This is a genomic window from Burkholderia sp. MSMB1078WGS, assembly GCF_001528895.1.
GTDB lineage: Bacteria > Pseudomonadota > Gammaproteobacteria > Burkholderiales > Burkholderiaceae > Burkholderia.
The window spans coordinates 1-16940 of the sequence record NZ_LPDI01000025.1; the positions used below are offsets into that span (position 1 = coordinate 1).

Genomic DNA, 16940 nt, shown 5'->3' on the forward strand with positions numbered 1-16940 from the left:
AAACGCTGCAAAACCAACCTTGAAACCGGACATTTTTAAATGGCTCGAAGGTGGACATCTGAATCCGGGTATGACATTGGTTGTGGCAGCTAAGTTCAAATGTCCGCTTTGGGGTTGCGCAAGCTGTCCGGCCGGCGGATACGCAGCGCCCGACGCGACAATAGCCGCAGCGCACGGCCAACGTTTCTACGACGCCGCATCCGGGACGACCGCGATCGCTTCCACCTCGATCAGCGCGTCCGGCGAATACAGGGCGGAGACTTCGACGAGACTTTCCGCCGGATACGGCGCGGAAAACCATTCGCGACGGACGTCGACCATTCTGTCGAGGTACGACATCGACTTCAGGAAGATCGTCGTCTTGACGACCTGGTTCATGCCCGAACCGGCCGCTTTCAATGCACGCTCCAGATTGCCGAATGCGCGTCTGGCCTGGCGATCGAAGTCTCCGGGCCCTTCGATTTCGCCGTCGTCGCCAATGGCAGGCTGCCCCGAAACGAAGACGAAACCGCCTACCCGAATTGCTTGAGATAATGCAAACGGCGCATAGGGATCGGGATTCGTGTGCACCTGTTCGATTTTCATGGAAGGCTCTCCGTCGAGTTCCGGGTGATTGTCAGGGATCGGAGTATCGATGGAGCTTTCGAGCGCAACAAATGGTCAATTCTCACCTTACAGATGAGCTTTTCTAACCCATGCGCAAACTGCCTCCGTTGAGCGCGCTACGTGCATTCGAAGCCGCGGCCCGGCGCGCCGGCTTTAAAGCGGCGGCTGAAGAACTCAACGTCACCCCTACCGCCATCAGCCACCAGATACGTCAACTCGAAGAATGGCTCGACGTCAAACTGTTCGAGCGCCAGACGCGCGGCGTCCGGCTGACGGAAAACGGCAAGGCGCTGTTCCCGGTTCTTCGTGACGGCTTCGACAGCTTCGAGCGCGCAATCGAGGCAGCGCGAAACATCGACGAAACCAAGGTTGCAACGCTCACGTCCACGGTGGCATTCACCGCGAAATGCCTCGCGGCTCGAGCAGGCGGATTTCGTGCCGCGTATCCCGATTGGACCCTTCGGCTCGACGCCACCAATGCCATCGTGGACCTCGACCAGTCCGCGCATGCGTCGATCCGTTACGGTTCGGGCTACTATCCCGGGCTCATGTCGGAACCGCTTTTCAGGGACCGGTTTACCCCGGTGTGTCGTCCGCATTTGTCGATTGCACACGAAAAAGACCTGCAGCGCGCGACGCTGATTCACTTCGATTGGGGTCCCTCCGTCCGCGACGATCCCCGCGCAATTACATGGGCACGCTGGCTGGAGGCAGCCAAAATACGCGGCACCGATCCGAACGATGGCCTCCGATTCAACGACGAAGTCCATGCAATGCAGGCGACCCTTGCCGGACAGGGAATCGGCCTGATAAGCCTGACCCTGGTGTCCGACGAATTGGCCAACGGCACCTTGGTGCGGCCGTTCGACCTGGCGCTGGATAGCTTCCAGTACGATCTCGTTTACAGCCCTCGCTCCGCGACGAGACAGGCAACCGAAATATTGCGAGACTGGGTGCTTCGGGAATTTGCCGGGCATCGGTGTGCGGAAGCCGCCGAAACAAACGCAGGCGTGCTGCCCACTCCGGCGCCAGCCTTCGATACGACGTAATCGTTATCGAGAAATAGCCCTCCGTTGAGCGCCCTGCTTCAACACGGAACCCGACCGCCCACACCGTTGCCCATCATCGTGCACCAGCGCCGCGTGTCTTGTTGCTGCGACGGATACGGCAACCTGGTCCTCGGATCGATCGAGTTCAGCGGATTCGGCCTCGGGAGGTGGTTTGCCGCGTGCATCGCGGCGTTCTCCGCCATCTGGCGGCGATCAATTTCGTTCAAGACCGGGCACCGAATGCGCGATAGGATCGAGCCACACCCACACCCCCACCGGAGGGCACCATGGCGATTCACGAAGTCTTTCCGTATCTGCGCGCCAAACGCGCGGAGGACGCCATCGCGTTCTATGCGAAGGCATTCGGCGCGCAAGAGAAATTTCGGCTCGTCGAGCCGTCGGGGCGCATCGGTCACGCGGAATTGCAACTCGGGCCGTGCACGCTGATGATCTCGGACGAGTTCCCGGAATACGATCTCTTCGCCCTCGATCCGGACGGCAACGCGCCGATGGCGCTCCATCTTCATGTCGACGATGCCGATGCGACGATCGCCGCCGCCGTCGCTGCCGGCGCGCGCGTGACGCGTGCGCTCCAGGACCAGTTCTACGGCGAGCGTTCGGGCAGGATCCGCGATCCGTTCGGTTACGATTGGCTGATCGGGCATACGATCGAAGCGGTCGAACCCGACGAAATGCAGCGGCGTTACACGGCGCTGATGTCCGGCGATCAGTAAGCAATCCGGACGGCATACCCGGAGCGATCCCCCCGACCTGACACGCGGCATGCAGTATGGCTGGCGCGGCGCACACCGGGCCGCGCTGCCAATCGCCCGCCGCGAGCGCTCGGCACACCCTCGCGCGATGGCGCGCCGACTCGCACGCACCGCCACGCCCCCTCCCCGACCGCCTCCCCGCAGCCGACGCATCGCGATTCCGAGCGATTCCGCAGAGGACCTTTCCTGTGCGACGCCTTAATCGGCCGCCGAAAGATTCCAATAATGGCCGCCCGATCCATCGGCCGCCAGGCCGGTCCAACAACAACAAACGCCTATGCCCTTTTCCCAAACGAACCAGCACGCCGGCGCACGCGTCGCGGGGACCGTCATTGCCGCCTGCCTGACCGGCTTCGTGCCGGATCTCGCGCTTGCCCAGAGCAGCGTGACGCTGTACGGCCTGATCGACACGTCGATCATCTACTCGACCAACCAGCGCACGCGCGGTGCCGGTTCGCCCGGCGGCGGCGGCGTCGCGATGACGAGCGGCGCACTGAACGCGTCGCGCTGGGGGCTGCGCGGCCGCGAGGATCTCGGCGGCGGAATAGCGGCGGTCTTCGCGCTCGAAAACGGCTTCTCGGGCACCACCGGCAAGCTGTCGCAGAAAGGCGTCGCCCTGTTCGGCCGCCAGGCATGGATCGGGCTGAGTTCGCAGACGGCCGGCACGCTGTCGTTCGGCCGCCAGTACGACCTGATCCTCGATTTCGTGACGCCGCTCGGTGCGTCCGGCCCCGGCTGGGGCGGCAACCTCGCGGTCCACCCGTACGACAACGACGATTCGAACCGCAACCTGCGCATCAACCACGCGGTGAAGTACACGAGCCCGACGGTTCGCGGGCTGAGGTTCGGCGCGATGGTCGGGTTCTCGAACATGGCCGGCCAGTTCTCCAACAACGCGGTGTGGAGCACGGGGGTGTCGTATGCGAACGGGCCGCTGAAGCTCGGCGCCGGCTACCTGAAGATCAGCCGGGACCGCAATGCGCCGAACCCGGACGGCGCGCTCAGCACGGTCGACGGCTCGGCGACGATCGCGGGCGGCAATCAGCAGATCTGGGCGATGGCCGGGCGTTATGCGTTCGGGCCGCACTCGGTCGGCGCCGCGTGGTCGCATTCGACCACCGACGGCGTGACGGGCGTGCTCCAGGGCGGCAACATCGTGCCGCTGAAGGGCGAATCGCTGGTGTTCGACAACGTCACGATCGACGGACGCTACTTCGTCACGCATGCGCTGAGCGTCGCCGCCGCGTACACATATACGATGGGCCGCTTCGACACCCGCACGGGCCAGACGCGCCCGAAATGGAACCAGGTCGTCGCGCAGGCCGACTATGCGCTGTCGAAGCGCACGGATGCGTATCTCGAAGGCACGTACCAGAGCGTGAGCGGCGGCAACGGCCATCCGGCGTTCAACGCGACCGTCTGGACCTTGACCCCTTCCGCGAACGGCAATCAGGCCGTCGTCGCGCTGGGGCTGCGGCACAAGTTCTGACGAGGCCGCGTGCGCTGCGGCGTCACGCGGACGACCGACGGCATCCGGCAAGTGCTCCCCGCATCACCCGCTCCCCGTCGCCGCCACCGACAAGGCCGCGCCCCCGTGCGCGGCTTTTTTCGCTGTGGCATGCGACGCATGCCGCACACCGCTCGCGGCAGCAAGAATGCCGCCCGGCTGTCGCATTTGCGCAAAAAATGCGGAGAAACTGGGCACGTTGTGACATTTTTCCTAATCTATTTGCAGCGACGCCGCGATCCGGCGTTCCGGTCGCAACATTCTTTCATCTGGCGCACCATCGGCTTACGAGCCCGCATCACGGCAACGGAGCCGGACCTTTCGCGCCACGGCGGCCGGACGGCTGCGTGCGGATGACACGCGCCCCGCTTTCAACGCAGTCAACCGCTGGAGAAACGAACGATGAGCAAAATGAACCGAATTGCGGTCCTGGCAACTTTCGTACTGCTGGCCGGTTGTCACAACGCGGCGAAAACGCCCGAGAATGCCGGCGCGGCGCCGACGCCATCGAGCGAAGCCGTCGCGACGGTGACGGCCGACGATCTGAACAATCCGAACAGCCCGCTCGCCAAACGCAGCATCTACTTCGATTTCGACCAGTACTCGGTGAAGCCCGAATTCCAGTCGTTGCTGCAGGCGCACGCCGACTACCTGCGCAGCCACCCGGCGCGGCGCGTGCTGATCCAGGGCAACACCGACGAGCGCGGCACGTCCGAATACAACCTGGCGCTCGGCCAGCGCCGCTCGCAGGCCGTGATGAGCGCGCTCGAAACGCTCGGCGTGCCGGCCACGCAACTCGAGGCGGTCAGCCTCGGCAAGGAAAAGCCGGTCGCGCTCGGCCACGACGAGGAAGCGTGGGCGCAGAACCGCCGCGCCGATCTCGTCTATCGTTGATCCGCGCGTCGCCGCCGCGGCGATACGCAAAAAGCATGGAATAACGGCTCCGCCGAAACGTCTTCTCATCGCGCAGACGCGCGGTTCACGCGAGCCGCCTTTCCTGGCGCCTGCGCGCTGCAAGGGGATTGCAATGAAATCGGCAACGTTGGTTGTGGCGCTGATCGCGGCGCTGGTGCTCGTGCTGTCGGCGGGCTGTACGTCGTCGGGCAGCGGCATGTCGCAAGGACCGGGCATGAGCCGGTATGGCGGCTCGGGCGGAAGCGGAGGCGGAGGCGGAGGCGGCGGTTACTGACGCGCCGCGGCAAGGAAAACGGGGCGGCGCATCGCGCGCGATCGCCGGAAACCGGCTGCCTCGCTCGCGACGCCCCACCCCGGGGCACGGCTCAACGCATCGCCTTTACGTCGGCCGGCGTGACGCTCGCGGGCTGGCCGCCCCACGTCGCGCGCAGGTAGTTCGCGAGCTGCGCGAGTTCGTCGTCGCTCAGCGTGTGCGCGAAGCCCGGCATCGGCTGCAGGTTTTCGACGCCGGCGAACTTCTGCTCGTCGATGCCGTCGAGCATCGCGACCAGCAGGTTGCGCGGATCGCCCTGCCGCACCGTCGAGTTGCCGTTCATCGCCACCGCTACGTGCGGCTTGCCTTCGCCGTTGAAGCCGTGACAGCCGGCACAGACCGCGAGATACACCGAGCGGCCGGCGGCCAGTTGCGCGGCATCGGTCGACACCGGCTTCGCCGGTTGCGGCGCGGGCGGCGTATCGCCGAGCAGGTACGTCGACAGCGCGCGCAGGTCGTCCTTCGTCAGGTACTGCGTGCTCAGGTGCACGACCGGATACATCTCGCCGAACGCCGAGCCTTGCGGCGCGATACCGACGCCGAAGAACGTCTGCAGGTCGGTGCCCGTCCAGCCGCGCGCGGCGAGGCCGGCCGGCGTGATGTCGGGTGCGGCCACGCGGCCGAGCGCGGCCCCCGCGAACGGCTTCGCACCGTCGAGTTGCCCCGTGAACGCGCGCGGCGTGTGACATTCCGCGCAGTGGCCGAGCGCACCCGCGAGATAGCGGCCGCGCTGCCAGTCGGCGGATTGCCCGGCCGACGCATCCGGCAGGCTGTCCTTCAGGAACACCATGTCCCAGAACACCATGCCGAAGCGCAGGTTGTACGGGAACTTGAGTTCATGCGCGCGGTTTTCCTGCGCGACCGGCTTGACCGTCTTCAGGTACGCGTACATCGCGTCGGCGTCGGCGCGCGTGAGCTGCCGGTAGGACGTGTACGGCATCGACGGATACAGGCGCTTGCCCGGCGCCTTGCCGTCGTGCAGCGCGGCGTAGAAGTCGTCCGCGCTCCAGTTGCCGATCCCGTGATCCTTGTCGGGCGTGATGTTCGAGCCGTAGAACGTGCCGAACGGCGATTCGAGCGCCGCGCCGCCGGCGAACGGCGCACCGTCCTTCGCGGTATGGCACGCCGCGCAGTCGGCGGCCCTGACGAGATAGCGGCCGCGCGCGATCTGGTCGGCGCCGGGGGCGCCGGACGCCGCGCTCGACGCCGGCGCGTCGCGACCGCCGCAGGCGGCGAGCAGCAGCGCGCAGGCCGCTGCGAGCGCGGGCAGGCCCGCGGCCCGCGCGGCACGATGAGCGAATGTGCGTTTCATGCGCTGTCCTTCACGAGTCCCGGCGTCGTCAGCACCACGTCCTTGACGGCTTCGTAGTAGCGGACATAGCCCGTGCAGCGACAAAGATGCGCGTCGAGCGCGTCGGTGATCGTGCGCTCCACGTCCGTCTTCGCGATCGGCTCGCGCTTCAGGCGTTCGATCAGCACGGTCGCCGCGTTGACGAAGCCCGGCGTGCAGTAGCCGCACTGGAAGCTGAAGTGCTCGAGGAATTTCTGCTGGATCGGCGACAGCTCGACCACTTCGCCGGCTTCGTTGCGCTTCGCGTGGCCTTCGATCGTGCGGATCGAACGGCCGTGGAAGAAGTGCGCGCCGGTAATGCAGGTACGCATCTCCTCGCTCGTGCCGTCCGGCTTGTCGACGATCACGACGCACGCGTGGCAGATCCCCTGCCCGCAGCCGAGCCGCGAGCCGGTAAGGCCCACGTACTCGTGCAGGAACTCGATCATCATCAGCCCTTCCGGCACCTGCATCGGGCCGACTGACTTGCCGTTGATGTTCACCGACAGCGGTTTCTGCTGAAACCGGACGAGCGGACGCTCGACGGCTGCCGGCGCCGATGCCGGCGCGGCAGACGCAAACGCCGGTGCGACGGAAGCCGCATTCGGCGCGGCAGCGCCGGTCGCAGCCGCGCCGGCGCTCGCGGCCGAAGCCGCGGTTTGGGCGGTCGTCATGCGAGCACCTCCTGAATCTTTTGCGGGGTCACCGGCAGGTCGGTGAAACGATGGCCGATCGCGTGCGCGATGCCGTTCACGATCGCGCCGACGACGGGGATCATCACCACTTCGGCGACACCCTTGGGCGGATCGGTTTCCGACAGCGGCGGCAGCACGTCGCCCGTCTGCGTCCAGACGGCGACGTCGGACGCGCGCGGCAACCGATAACGGTTGAAGTTCCACGTGCCGTTGCCGGGGCCGTCCTCGTAGAGCGGCAGGTACTCGTGCAGCGCATGGCCGATGCCCATCGCGAGACCGCCCTGCAACTGCCCCGACACGAGCTGCGGCGAAATCTGGTTGCCGCACTCCATGATCGAGTGGTGCGTGAGCAGTTCGACCTTGCCGGTCGCTTCGTGCACGGCCAGCTCGACGAGCGTGCCGACCGCCGTGTAGTACGTGACGGCCGCGTTGTTGCGGCTCGTCGGCGGGATGAACACGCGCTTGCGATCGAGCACGCGATAGCCGTTCGCGGTCGGCGGCAGCGTGCCGTGCAGCGCGGTCGCGCCGGCCGGTGCGGCGGTGCCGGGCAACGGGCCGTCGTCGGCGCCCGTCTTCGGCGCGCCGATACGCAGCGACAGCCCGTCGATCGGCAGACGCTCGAGCGCGCCGCCGATCTCGAATTCGGCATCGGTCCACTGCCAGCGGTTGAACACGTGCACGACGGCGCCGGTCGGCAACCCGAGCGCATGCGCCTGCTTCGCGAGCTGCTCGAACGTCAGCGGCTCGAGGCCGTCGGCGGTCAGCTTGCCGTCGACCCAGCGCGCATCTTCGATACGAATCGTGTACGGCGCGGCCTGGCCGCCGCCCAGGCCGCGCGTCCAGATCGACATCGCGGCCGGCCACAGCCCGTAGCGGAATACGGCGCGCGCAGCCTCGCGCGTGCTGTGCGTGAAGTAGTACGCGGAGTTCGTCGCGCTCGACGGCGACGCATAGCCGGGCGACCAGCGCGGGTTCGTGCTCAGGCGGTCCTGGTCGGCCTGCGACATCAGGTACGGATCGCCGCTCGTCTCGACCGGCAGGTCCGGCCATTCGGTCACGGCCACGCGGACGTCGGTCGCCGGGCGGCCGAGCCATTTCGCGACCGCGACGGCCTGCGACGTCGACATCCCGGTGCCGATCTCCGCGGCCGTGTGTTGCAGCGACACCTTGCCGTGCGCGTCGAATTCGACCTTGGCGAACGACGCTTCCGCGCCCGTGCCGAAATCCTTCTGCACGCACGCGAAACCGACGCCGTAGCGCTTGCCCGGATGTGCAGCCTCGAATTCGGCCTTGCGCGCGGCGCGGTGCGTCCACAGCGGATGCTGCTTCGCTCGCTCCAGCACTTCGTCGACGCGTAGCGCGCCGGCGGGGATCGCGCCCTGCGTGTTCTTCATCCCCGAACGCAGCGCGTTGCGCAGGCGGAAGTCGATCGGGTCGATGTTCAGTTGCGCGGCGATCTCGTCGACCGCCATCTCGGTCGCGGCCATGCTTTGCAGCGTGCCGTAGCCGCGTGCGGAGCCGGCGTCGATCGCGCGCGATGCGATCGCGACCGCCGCGAGGTCGCTCTTCGGGAAGTAGTAGATCGATTGCGCGGCGGTGGCGCCGACCATCGCGACCGACGGCGAGAAGTTCGAGCGGCCGCCGCCGTTCGCCTCGAAGTCGCCCTTGAACGATTGCAGCAGGCCCGTGTTGCGGTCGACCGCGATTCGGTAACGCATCTTGAACGCGTGACGCTTCAGCGAGGTCTGGAACTGCTCGTAGCGGTCGTTCGCGAAACGCACCGGGCGGCCGTCCGCGTACAGCGCGCAGACGAGGCCGTAGAACGGCACGTTGAAGTGATCCTTCGAGCCGTAGCCGACCGTGTAGCACGGATGCACGAACAGCTTCTTCACCGGGAAGCGGCATTTCGCGACCATCGCGGCCGCGTTCTCCGACACTTCGCGCGGCGACTGGGTCGGCACGACGAGATGCAGCGCTTGCGTCGCGGCGTCGTACCAGCAGTTCGCGTTGTCGGGTTCGAGCGCGGCCGTATCGACCGACTGCGTGTTGTATTCGCGATCGAACACGAGCCAGTCGGCCGGCGGATGGTCGAGCTCGCCGGCGATCTGCCCGGCGAGGAACATGCCCTGCTCGTCGAGCTTGCCGTGCTCCTTGCCGTCCGGCCAGACCGGCAGGTGCTTGCGCATCATGCTCGGGAAGATCGGTGCGTCCTTCAGGCTCGAATAGACGTCGTCGTCATAGGCGGTCTTTCCGCCCACGCGCACGTAACGGAAGGTGCCCCACGGATCGCGCTCGAGCGGGCCGGTGACCGCGCCGTAGCGGATCACGTCGTCGCGGAACTTCAGCGCGTTCTTCGCGAAGCGGAAGCGCGCGAAGTCGTGATAGATCAGGATCGCGACCGCATGGCCGAGATACGCGGGCGTCTTGCCGGCCGGCAACAGCATGTCGTCGCCGTAGAACGCCGGGAATGCGACGCCGTCGCGCGCGAGATCGTCGGCCGTGACCACGCGGTCCGGCTTCAGCTCGTCGCCGAGCAGCGACAAGTCGAAGCCTTCGTACGTGCGGTCGGCCTGCGTGACGCGCAGGATCAGCGCATGCGACTGCTGCTGCGGCCAGTGCGGCATGTCCGCGGCGCGCACGTCGCGGGCGAACACTTTCGCGCCCGTGACCTTCGCGATGCCGTCGATGCGGAATTGGGGGATGCCGGTGACGCTATCCCATTTGACGGGCGTGAGGAGTTTTTCTTCGAAGAGCGCCGCGAACGCGCGGCTGCCGATGGGCGCGACATACACCGCGACGCCCGCCAGCACGCTGGCTTTCAGAAAACCCCGCCGTGACAGGCCGTGGTTTTTCATTGGGGGGAACCTCCTGAGGCGGCTCGGACGGCGATCGGGTGTCGCGGCGTTCGGAGCGGCGCGCATTCTGGCATTGTTTTCGATATATCGCCTATAGTATTTCCCGCATGAAATACTTATTGAATTTCTTATAACGGGACTCGGCCAGGCTGCGGCCGGCGGTCCCGTTGGCCGTTTGCGTGCGGCTGGATGCCGTCGCGCCGGCTTCGCGGTCGCCGGTCGGCCGCCCGCATCGTTCCGTTCGCAACGACGCCGCCTTCGCACCGACGAATCCGCAAGCCGCCCGCGGCCGCGGTCGACGACCCTCGCGCGAGACAGTGCGCGGCGCCCGCCGGCCGGCCCGCGCCGCGGGTTTTTCATGGTAATGTCGTGCGCATCCGGCTCGGCCGGGCTTCCGCCACGTGCCGTGCGGGCGCCGCGAGCCATCGCGATATCGTGTCGAGGTCAATAACCATGGCAGTCAGGGCATCTCTCCTGAACTCCGTTCTCGCCACTCCCCCCTCCGGCAACCACCGCGTGACGGCCGCGCTGCGTCCGTCGATGCTCGTGACGCTGTTCGAGGACGTGCGTCCGATGGCGCTGTCCGGGCTCGCGAGCGGTTTCGTCGCCGCCGTCGCGCTGCTCCGGCTGCAGCAGCTGTGGTGCCTCGCGTGGCTCGTTGCCGACGTCGGCCTGCTCGTTGCGCGCCTGTCGATCGCACGGGCGTACACGGTGCGGCGCAACGCCGGCGACGATCGCGCCGAATACTGGGCGATGCGCTATGCGCCGGTGTCGCTCGTCGCGTGCCTGGTGCTCGGCCTCGGCGCGATGGGCTGCGTGCAGGCCGCCGACGTCGAGCTCGGCACGCTGTCCGTGATGGTCGCGGGCGGCGTGTTCGGCGGGATCGCATCGCGCAATTCGGCGCTGCCGCGGCTCGCGATGACGCAGATCGCGCTCGGCGTGTTGCCGATCGGCGTCGGTGCGCTGCTGGCCCCTCGGCCGGGCGCGTGGCTGCTCGTGCCGCCGCTCGCGATCTATCTCGCGGCGATGCGCACGGTCGTGCAGCGCCACTATCGCGTGCTCGTCGCGCTGATCGCCGCGCGCCAGCGCAACGCCGAACTCGTCGCCCGCTTCGACGCCGCGCTCACCTACATGCCGCACGGCCTGTGCATGATCGACGGCGACAGCCGCGTGATCGTCGCGAACCGACGCACCGCGCAACTGTTCGGCTCGCCGCGCGAGATCATGCTCGATACGCCGCTTCCGGCCGTCGTCGCCGCGCTCGGTGCCCATGCCGCGATCGATCCCGGCGGCGCCGGCCTCGCCGCGCAGTGCGACGACTGGCTGAGCCGCCACGAGCCCGGGCCGCTCGACATCGCGCTCGCCGACGGCCGCCAGCTCGAACTGACGCGTCACCGCGTGCCGGACGGCAACGCGGTGATCATCGTCGAGGACGTCACCGCGCGCCGACAGACCGAACAGCACATCCGGCACCTCGCGCGACACGACGCGCTGACGGGTTTGCCGAATCGCCACGAACTGCATGCGGAGCTCGAGCGGATGCTCGCGCGCCGGCCGCGGTTGCCGAGCCCGGCGTTCGCGGTCATGTATCTCGACCTCGACGGTTTCAAATCGATCAACGATCGCTTCGGCCACCAGGCCGGCGACGAAGTGCTCACGCAGGTCGCCGAGCGGCTGGGCAAGACGCTGCCGCCGGGCGAGCTCGCGGCACGTATCGGCGGCGACGAATTCATCGTCGCGATCGACGACACGACGATGCAAGCATGCTCGATCCTCGCCGCGCGGATCATCCGGCAGATTTCGGCGCCGTATGCGCTGTCGATCGGCGAAACCGTCTGCATCGGCATCAGCATCGGCATCGCGCTCGACGACGGGCACGGCTCGCCCGACGAATTGATCCGGCAGGCCGACAGCGCGCTGTACGACGCGAAATCGGCCGGCAAGGGCATCTACTGCTTCTATTCGAGCGGCAGCCGCCGCATGGCGCCGGCCACCGCAAGCTGAGCCGGCGACGCGCCGCGCATTGCCCTTTGCGCACCCGCGCGGCCTCCCGACGATTCAATGCCGAAACGTTTTGCCGGTTCGCACGCGGCGCCGCGCGTTCGCGTGTCACGTGACGTGTTCCGTAACATCGCCGCCCGGCACGCCGAAAGATGACTGCAGAAGCCTGCACGATCGAGGCCGAGTGCGGCATTTCGCGGCTGGCACCCTTATTGCTCCTCAATGGGGAAAGCACGTTTCAGGGAGCCCCACATGAATACCGTCGACGTCCTCGCACGAACCGAAATCATCGACGAACAGGCAGTGATCGACGGCGCATCGCTGATTCGCCGGCTCGTGTCCGACAGCCGGCCGCCGGCCGCGTACGAAGCCGCATGCGTCGACAATCCGCCGCTCACGCTGTACGGCGCGTTTCGCCAGGGCGTCGCCGATCACGCTGCGGGGCGCGCGAATCCGTATCGCGCCGGCAGCCGTTTCTGGGCCCTGTGGGAAGAAGGACGTCTCGAAGCTGAAACATCCGGCCGGTAACCCGGTTGCGCGCGCCGACCCTGTCGCGGCAAGGGATCGGCGCGAGATCCGACGTATGCATGCGGCCGGCCGGCACGCCGGCATGCGTTCATCGCTGCAACATCCGCATCGATCTGGCGGGGCATCGTCGTCGATACGGGAACTGTGTTTCGATCGACGCGTGCAGGCGTTCGGCACCGAACGCGCCCGGTGCGGCGCGCAGCGCTCGTTTCCTCTATAAGATGGCAGATTCCATGCATCGAACGACGCTGCCATGACCGCTTCCTCCTCACACCGAAATCCCATTCACTGCGAAATCGATCTCGACGCGCCGGGCAAGCACGCGGGCTACCTGCGGCTGCCGCACTCCGTGCACCGCTCCGCATACGGCTGGCTGCCGATCCCGATCGCGTCGATCCGCAACGGCGACGGTCCGGTCGCGCTCGTGATGGCCGGCAACCACGGCGACGAGTACGAAGGCCAGATCATCGTGTCGCAACTGATGCGCGAGATCGAACCCGAGATGGTCAGCGGGCAATTGATCCTGCTGCCGATGGCGAATTTTCCGGCGGCGGATGCGGGCCTGCGCGTGTCGCCGCTCGACGAAGGCAACCTGAACCGCAGCTTTCCCGGCGACCCGACCGGCACGCCGACGCAGATGATCGCCCACTACATCGAGCACGCACTGCTGTCGCGCGCGCAGTACCTGGTCGATCTGCACTCGGGCGGCAGTTCGCTGCTCTACCAGGGCGGCAACATGCTCGCGATCGATCCGCTCGACGCGGACGAAGCCGCGAAGCTCAACGGGCTGCTGAACGCGTTCGGGCTGCAGAATGCGCTGCTGCACGCGCCGAATCCCGTGCATTCGGCGTCGGCCGCGCGCCGGCAAGGCGCGATCTCGATCGTCACCGAACTCGGCGGCGCCGGGATGGCCGATCCGTCGCTGATCCGGCTCGGCCGCCACGGGTTGCTGCATTACCTCGGCTATATCGGGCTGCTGCACGGCGCGCTCGTGCCCGACGCGCCGCCGACCGTCACGCGCTTCATGCGCGTCGACGGCGATCGCCATTTCGTCTATGCGTACGAGCGCGGGCTGTACGAGCCGCTCGTCGAGCTCGGCGACCAGGTGAAGGCCGGGCAGCCGGCCGCGTGGGTGCATTTTCCCGATACGCCGTTGCGCGAACCGGTGTTGCACCGGTTCAACGGCGACGGCGAGGTGGTGTGCAAGCGTGTGCCCGCGCAGGTGCGGCGAGGAGATTGCCTGTTTCAGTTGGCGGAGTTGTCGACGCCGCCGCGTGTCATCGCGTGACGCAACCGACTGGCAATCGCGCCGTCAGATAGAATGACGCGCTTTGCCCGTACGCCTATGTGGTTCAAGAACCTTCAGCTTCACCGTCTTCCGGCACCCTGGGCCGTTACCCCCGACCAGATGGAAAAATGGCTGGCGCCTCACGCGTTCCAGCCGGGCAGCAGCGTCGAAATGCAGCGCGTCGGCTGGGCATCGCCGCGTGACGACGGCGCGCTCGTGTATTCGATCAACCGGCAGATGCTGCTGCTGTTCCGCTCCGAAAAGAAGCTGCTCCCGGCGTCGGTCGTCAATCAGGTGACCAAGGCGCGTGCGCTCGAAGTCGAAGAGCAGCAGGGCTTCAAGGTTGGCCGCAAACAACTGCGCGAACTCAAGGAACAGGTTACCGACGAACTGCTGCCGCGCGCGTTCAGCATTCGCCGCGATACCCGCGTGTGGATCGACACGGCGAACGGCTGGCTCGTCATCGATGCGGCTGCCCAGGCGCTCGCCGACGACGTTCGCAGCCTGCTCGTCAAATCGATCGACGCGTTGCCGCTCGCGGGCGTGCAGGTGGCGCGTTCGCCGGTCGCCGCGATGACGGACTGGCTGTTGTCCGGCGACGCGCCGGGCGGATTCACCGTGGACCAGGACGCCGAGTTGCGCTCGAGCGGCGAAGGCGGCGCCACGGTGCGATACGTCGGCCACGCGCTGGAAGCGAACGACATGCGCCGGCACATCGAAGCCGGCAAGCAATGCATGCGCCTCGCGATGACCTGGGATGACCGGATCTCGTTCGTGCTGACCCCGTCGCTGACGATCAAGCGCGTCACGCCGCTCGACGTGATCAAGGAGGCGGCGGATCCGACCGCGCAGAACGACGACGAACGCTTCGACTCGGATGTCGCGCTGATGACGGGTGAGCTGGCGCGGATGCTGGCGAGTCTCGTCGATAGCCTGGGCGGCGAGCGGCAGGACGCGACTCGTCAGGAAGCAGCCTGAACGCCGTCGTCGTCGAGGATCGTCGCCCCGCGACGGTGGGGCTTCGCGCCGACGCGACGATTGGAGGAGAACCGTCGCCACCCTGGCGGCGGCGAATCGCGGTCGGGCGCTCGCGATCCTGAACAACCCGCCCCGAATCGGCGCGACCGACAGGCCATCGAAACGACGACACGCCGCCGATCCGCGGCGCTCGTCTGCGTCGCCCACACTTCGAACGGGCACGGCGCCGGCCCCCCCGTTCGCCCCACCCCACTCCCGCTGCAAGCCTTCTTCCGCCTCCCGCGAAATCCTTATCGAAATTGCTTCGTTCGCCTTTGCCGGCCGCGCCGCTAACGTGTTCGAAACACGGCGGCGCGCCGGGATGCCTCGCACGAAGCACGACAGCCGCCGCCATCACGACAACTGCGTCGCGATAACGGAACAGACCGCACGGGTCGCGTGCCCGCACCCGGGCCAGGAACGTCCGCATCGCGCGCCATTCGCGATGCCCATGGCCACGAACGACCGCATCATCGACACGACGCCGCTCGACGTCCGCGCGCAACCGCTGATCGACGCGCTGATCGACGAGTATTCGACCCGTTACGACGCGTACCGTCCCGACAGCCGCGCGTCGGCCCGCGACGAGCTCGCGCGCTACCCGGCCGAACTGTTCGCGCCGCCCGACGGCGCGTTCGTGCTGCTGCTACGCGACGGCGAAACGATCGGCGGCGGCGCGTTCAAGCGCTACGACGCGCAGACCGCCGAACTGAAACGCATCTGGACGCGCACCGATCTGCGCCGCCAGGGCCTCGCGCGGCTCGTCGTCGAAGCGCTCGAACTGCGCGCCGTCCAGCAGGGCTACCGCCGCCTCTACCTGACGACCGGCTTTCGCCAGCCCGAAGCGTGGGCGCTGTACGACCGCACCGGCTATACGCGGCTATTCGACTCGTCGATCGATCCCGAAGCGTATTTCCATCTGCGCTTCGGCAAGGACCTCGTCGATCCGTCGCGTACGTCGACGCTGGCCGACCTCTGGGCGCCCGTGCCCGAACCGGTGCTGCCGCGCTGAGCGCACGGCGTCCCGCCTTTCACGTTGCCCGTTCCGCTTTCCACGCTTTCACGACAGGACGTTTTCATGCATCGAGCCGTACCGCTTTCATTCCGTGCCGTGCGTACGCTGGCCACCGCGCTGATCGGCCTGAGCGCCTTCGTCGCCGTCGCGGCCGCGTCCGCCGCGACGTTCGACCTGAGCCCCGAGCAGCGCGGCCGCCCGCGCGGCGCAGCCGATGCGGCGGTCGAGCGCGCGGTGCCTGCGTCGTTCAGGTTCGCCGAACCCGGCACGCTGACGATCGGCATCGCGCCGAGCCTGCCGCCGATCAGCTCGTATGCGACCGACGCACGCACGGTGGTCGGCTTCGACGCCGACATCGGCCAGCTCGTCGCCGACAGCCTCGGCCGCAAGCTGAAGATCGTCGCGCTCGCCTGGGCCGACTGGCCGCTGGCGCTCGAATCGGGGAAAGTCGACGCGGTGATCTCGAACGTGACCGTCACCGAGGAACGCAAGCAGAAGTTCGATTTTTCAACCTATCGCAAGGATCAGGTCGGCTTCTACGTGCGCAACGACAGCAAGATCCAGGCGATCCGCGAGCCTAAGGACGTCGCCGGGCTGCGCATCGTGACCGATGCCGGCACCAACCAGGAAAAGATCCTGCTCGCGTGGGACCGCGAGAACATCGCGCACGGGCTCAAACCCGTGCAGATCCAGTACTACGACGACCAGGCGATGCGCATCGTCGCCGTGCAGTCGGGCCGGGCGGACGCGGTGTTCAGCGTGAACTCGGTGCTCGCATATCAAAGCGCGCAGCAAGGCAAGACGCGGCTCGTCGGCGCGATCAGCGGCGGCTGGCCGCGCACGGCCGACATCGCGATCGCCACGCGCCGCGGCAGCGGTCTCGCCGAGCCGCTGACCGTCGCGCTGAACGGGCTGATCAAGAGCGGCCGCTACCGGCAGGTGCTCGACCGGTGGAACCTCGCGTCCGAAGCGATCGACCAGTCACGCACGAATCCGCCCGGGCTGCCGAAGAGCTGAGTGCCGTACGCCCGCAACCGTCCATCCACGC

General features: G+C 67.2%; 15 protein-coding genes. 11 read left to right on the plus strand and 4 right to left on the minus strand.

The window, feature by feature from the left end; all coding sequences use genetic code 11:
* Positions 1-186: 186 nt before the first annotated feature.
* Positions 187-585 (minus strand): RidA family protein, encoded by a 399-nt coding sequence (locus WT24_RS04860; RefSeq protein WP_059505294.1) that lies wholly within the window; start codon positions 583-585, stop codon positions 187-189.
* A 110-nt stretch (positions 586-695) separates the two neighbouring features.
* Here WT24_RS04860 and WT24_RS04865 point away from each other — a divergent pair, with 110 nt between their 5' ends.
* The 5 genes from WT24_RS04865 to WT24_RS34805 all read left to right on the plus strand — a co-directional run bounded on the left by WT24_RS04865 (position 696) and on the right by WT24_RS34805 (position 5124).
* Positions 696-1655 carry a LysR substrate-binding domain-containing protein gene (locus tag WT24_RS04865; protein ID WP_059789501.1) on the plus strand — a complete coding sequence of 320 codons (960 nt, stop codon included), beginning with the start codon at positions 696-698 and terminating at the stop codon, positions 1653-1655.
* A gap of 287 nt (positions 1656-1942) precedes the next feature.
* On the plus strand, positions 1943-2389 hold the full coding sequence (locus WT24_RS04870; protein ID WP_059789502.1) for a VOC family protein: 447 nt from the start codon (positions 1943-1945) through the stop codon (positions 2387-2389).
* Positions 2390-2705: 316 nt separating this feature from the next.
* On the plus strand, positions 2706-3917 hold the full coding sequence (locus tag WT24_RS04875; protein ID WP_060031552.1) for a porin: 1212 nt from the start codon (positions 2706-2708) through the stop codon (positions 3915-3917).
* A gap of 420 nt (positions 3918-4337) precedes the next feature.
* Positions 4338-4829, plus strand: a complete 492-nt coding sequence (pal, locus tag WT24_RS04880; protein ID WP_034206187.1) for a peptidoglycan-associated lipoprotein Pal — start codon at positions 4338-4340, stop codon at positions 4827-4829.
* Between the two features lie 133 nt (positions 4830-4962).
* Entirely contained in the window at positions 4963-5124 is a 162-nt protein-coding gene (locus WT24_RS34805; RefSeq protein WP_179949308.1) for a hypothetical protein, read from the plus strand.
* 91 nt (positions 5125-5215) lie between these two features.
* On the opposite strand, the gene WT24_RS04885 is transcribed toward WT24_RS34805, so the two are convergent.
* From WT24_RS04885 to WT24_RS04895, 3 genes are read right to left on the minus strand one after another with little or no spacing between them, the layout of a single operon-like run.
* Complete coding sequence (locus WT24_RS04885) at positions 5216-6475, minus strand: cytochrome c (RefSeq protein WP_060031555.1); 1260 nt, start codon at positions 6473-6475, stop codon at positions 5216-5218.
* Positions 6472-7167: a (2Fe-2S)-binding protein gene (locus WT24_RS04890; protein ID WP_060031560.1), complete on the minus strand. Its 696-nt coding sequence runs from the start codon at positions 7165-7167 to the stop codon at positions 6472-6474. The genes WT24_RS04885 and WT24_RS04890 overlap by 4 nt, the downstream gene beginning before the upstream one ends.
* Positions 7164-10043 carry a xanthine dehydrogenase family protein molybdopterin-binding subunit gene (locus WT24_RS04895; RefSeq protein ID WP_059789506.1) on the minus strand — a complete coding sequence of 960 codons (2880 nt, stop codon included), beginning with the start codon at positions 10041-10043 and terminating at the stop codon, positions 7164-7166. Before WT24_RS04895 ends, WT24_RS04890 begins: the two co-directional genes overlap by 4 nt.
* 453 nt (positions 10044-10496) lie before the next feature.
* On the opposite strand from WT24_RS04895, the gene WT24_RS04900 reads away from it, so the two are divergent.
* From WT24_RS04900 to WT24_RS04925, 6 genes are all read left to right on the plus strand, one after another.
* The gene (locus WT24_RS04900) at positions 10497-12047 is read left to right on the plus strand and encodes a sensor domain-containing diguanylate cyclase (RefSeq protein WP_059505306.1); all 1551 of its coding nucleotides are present in this window, start codon (positions 10497-10499) and stop codon (positions 12045-12047) included.
* Positions 12048-12296: 249 nt separating this feature from the next.
* Positions 12297-12572, plus strand: a complete 276-nt coding sequence (locus WT24_RS04905) for a hypothetical protein (RefSeq protein WP_059505308.1) — start codon at positions 12297-12299, stop codon at positions 12570-12572.
* 253 nt (positions 12573-12825) lie between these two features.
* Positions 12826-13860, plus strand: coding sequence for a succinylglutamate desuccinylase/aspartoacylase family protein (locus WT24_RS04910; RefSeq protein ID WP_059505310.1), 1035 nt, complete (start codon positions 12826-12828; stop codon positions 13858-13860).
* Between the two features lie 57 nt (positions 13861-13917).
* The gene (locus WT24_RS04915) at positions 13918-14838 is read left to right on the plus strand and encodes a recombination-associated protein RdgC (RefSeq protein WP_060031561.1); all 921 of its coding nucleotides are present in this window, start codon (positions 13918-13920) and stop codon (positions 14836-14838) included.
* Positions 14839-15328: 490 nt separating this feature from the next.
* Positions 15329-15889 (plus strand): GNAT family N-acetyltransferase, encoded by a 561-nt coding sequence (locus tag WT24_RS04920; protein ID WP_059505503.1) that lies wholly within the window; start codon positions 15329-15331, stop codon positions 15887-15889.
* Between the two features lie 66 nt (positions 15890-15955).
* Entirely contained in the window at positions 15956-16909 is a 954-nt protein-coding gene (locus WT24_RS04925; RefSeq protein WP_059789509.1) for an ABC transporter substrate-binding protein, read from the plus strand.
* Positions 16910-16940: the final 31 nt, after the last annotated feature.

Excerpts from the sequence above, each read along its gene's own strand:
- WT24_RS04900 (WP_059505306.1), top strand. The coding sequence starts at position 10,497 with ATGGCAGTCAGGGCATCTCTCCTGAACTCCGTTCTCGCCACTCCCCCC.
- WT24_RS34805 (WP_179949308.1), top strand. The coding sequence starts at position 4,963 with ATGAAATCGGCAACGTTGGTTGTGGCGCTGATCGCGGCGCTGGTGCTC.
- WT24_RS04895 (WP_059789506.1), bottom strand. The coding sequence starts at position 10,043 with ATGAAAAACCACGGCCTGTCACGGCGGGGTTTTCTGAAAGCCAGCGTG.
- WT24_RS04865 (WP_059789501.1), top strand. The coding sequence starts at position 696 with ATGCGCAAACTGCCTCCGTTGAGCGCGCTACGTGCATTCGAAGCCGCG.
- WT24_RS04925 (WP_059789509.1), top strand. The coding sequence starts at position 15,956 with ATGCATCGAGCCGTACCGCTTTCATTCCGTGCCGTGCGTACGCTGGCC.
- WT24_RS04885 (WP_060031555.1), bottom strand. The coding sequence starts at position 6,475 with ATGAAACGCACATTCGCTCATCGTGCCGCGCGGGCCGCGGGCCTGCCC.
- WT24_RS04915 (WP_060031561.1), top strand. The coding sequence starts at position 13,918 with ATGTGGTTCAAGAACCTTCAGCTTCACCGTCTTCCGGCACCCTGGGCC.
- WT24_RS04910 (WP_059505310.1), top strand. The coding sequence starts at position 12,826 with ATGACCGCTTCCTCCTCACACCGAAATCCCATTCACTGCGAAATCGAT.
- WT24_RS04890 (WP_060031560.1), bottom strand. The coding sequence starts at position 7,167 with ATGACGACCGCCCAAACCGCGGCTTCGGCCGCGAGCGCCGGCGCGGCT.
- WT24_RS04920 (WP_059505503.1), top strand. The coding sequence starts at position 15,329 with ATGGCCACGAACGACCGCATCATCGACACGACGCCGCTCGACGTCCGC.
- pal (WP_034206187.1), top strand. The coding sequence starts at position 4,338 with ATGAGCAAAATGAACCGAATTGCGGTCCTGGCAACTTTCGTACTGCTG.
- WT24_RS04905 (WP_059505308.1), top strand. The coding sequence starts at position 12,297 with ATGAATACCGTCGACGTCCTCGCACGAACCGAAATCATCGACGAACAG.
- WT24_RS04870 (WP_059789502.1), top strand. The coding sequence starts at position 1,943 with ATGGCGATTCACGAAGTCTTTCCGTATCTGCGCGCCAAACGCGCGGAG.
- WT24_RS04860 (WP_059505294.1), bottom strand. The coding sequence starts at position 585 with ATGAAAATCGAACAGGTGCACACGAATCCCGATCCCTATGCGCCGTTT.
- WT24_RS04875 (WP_060031552.1), top strand. The coding sequence starts at position 2,706 with ATGCCCTTTTCCCAAACGAACCAGCACGCCGGCGCACGCGTCGCGGGG.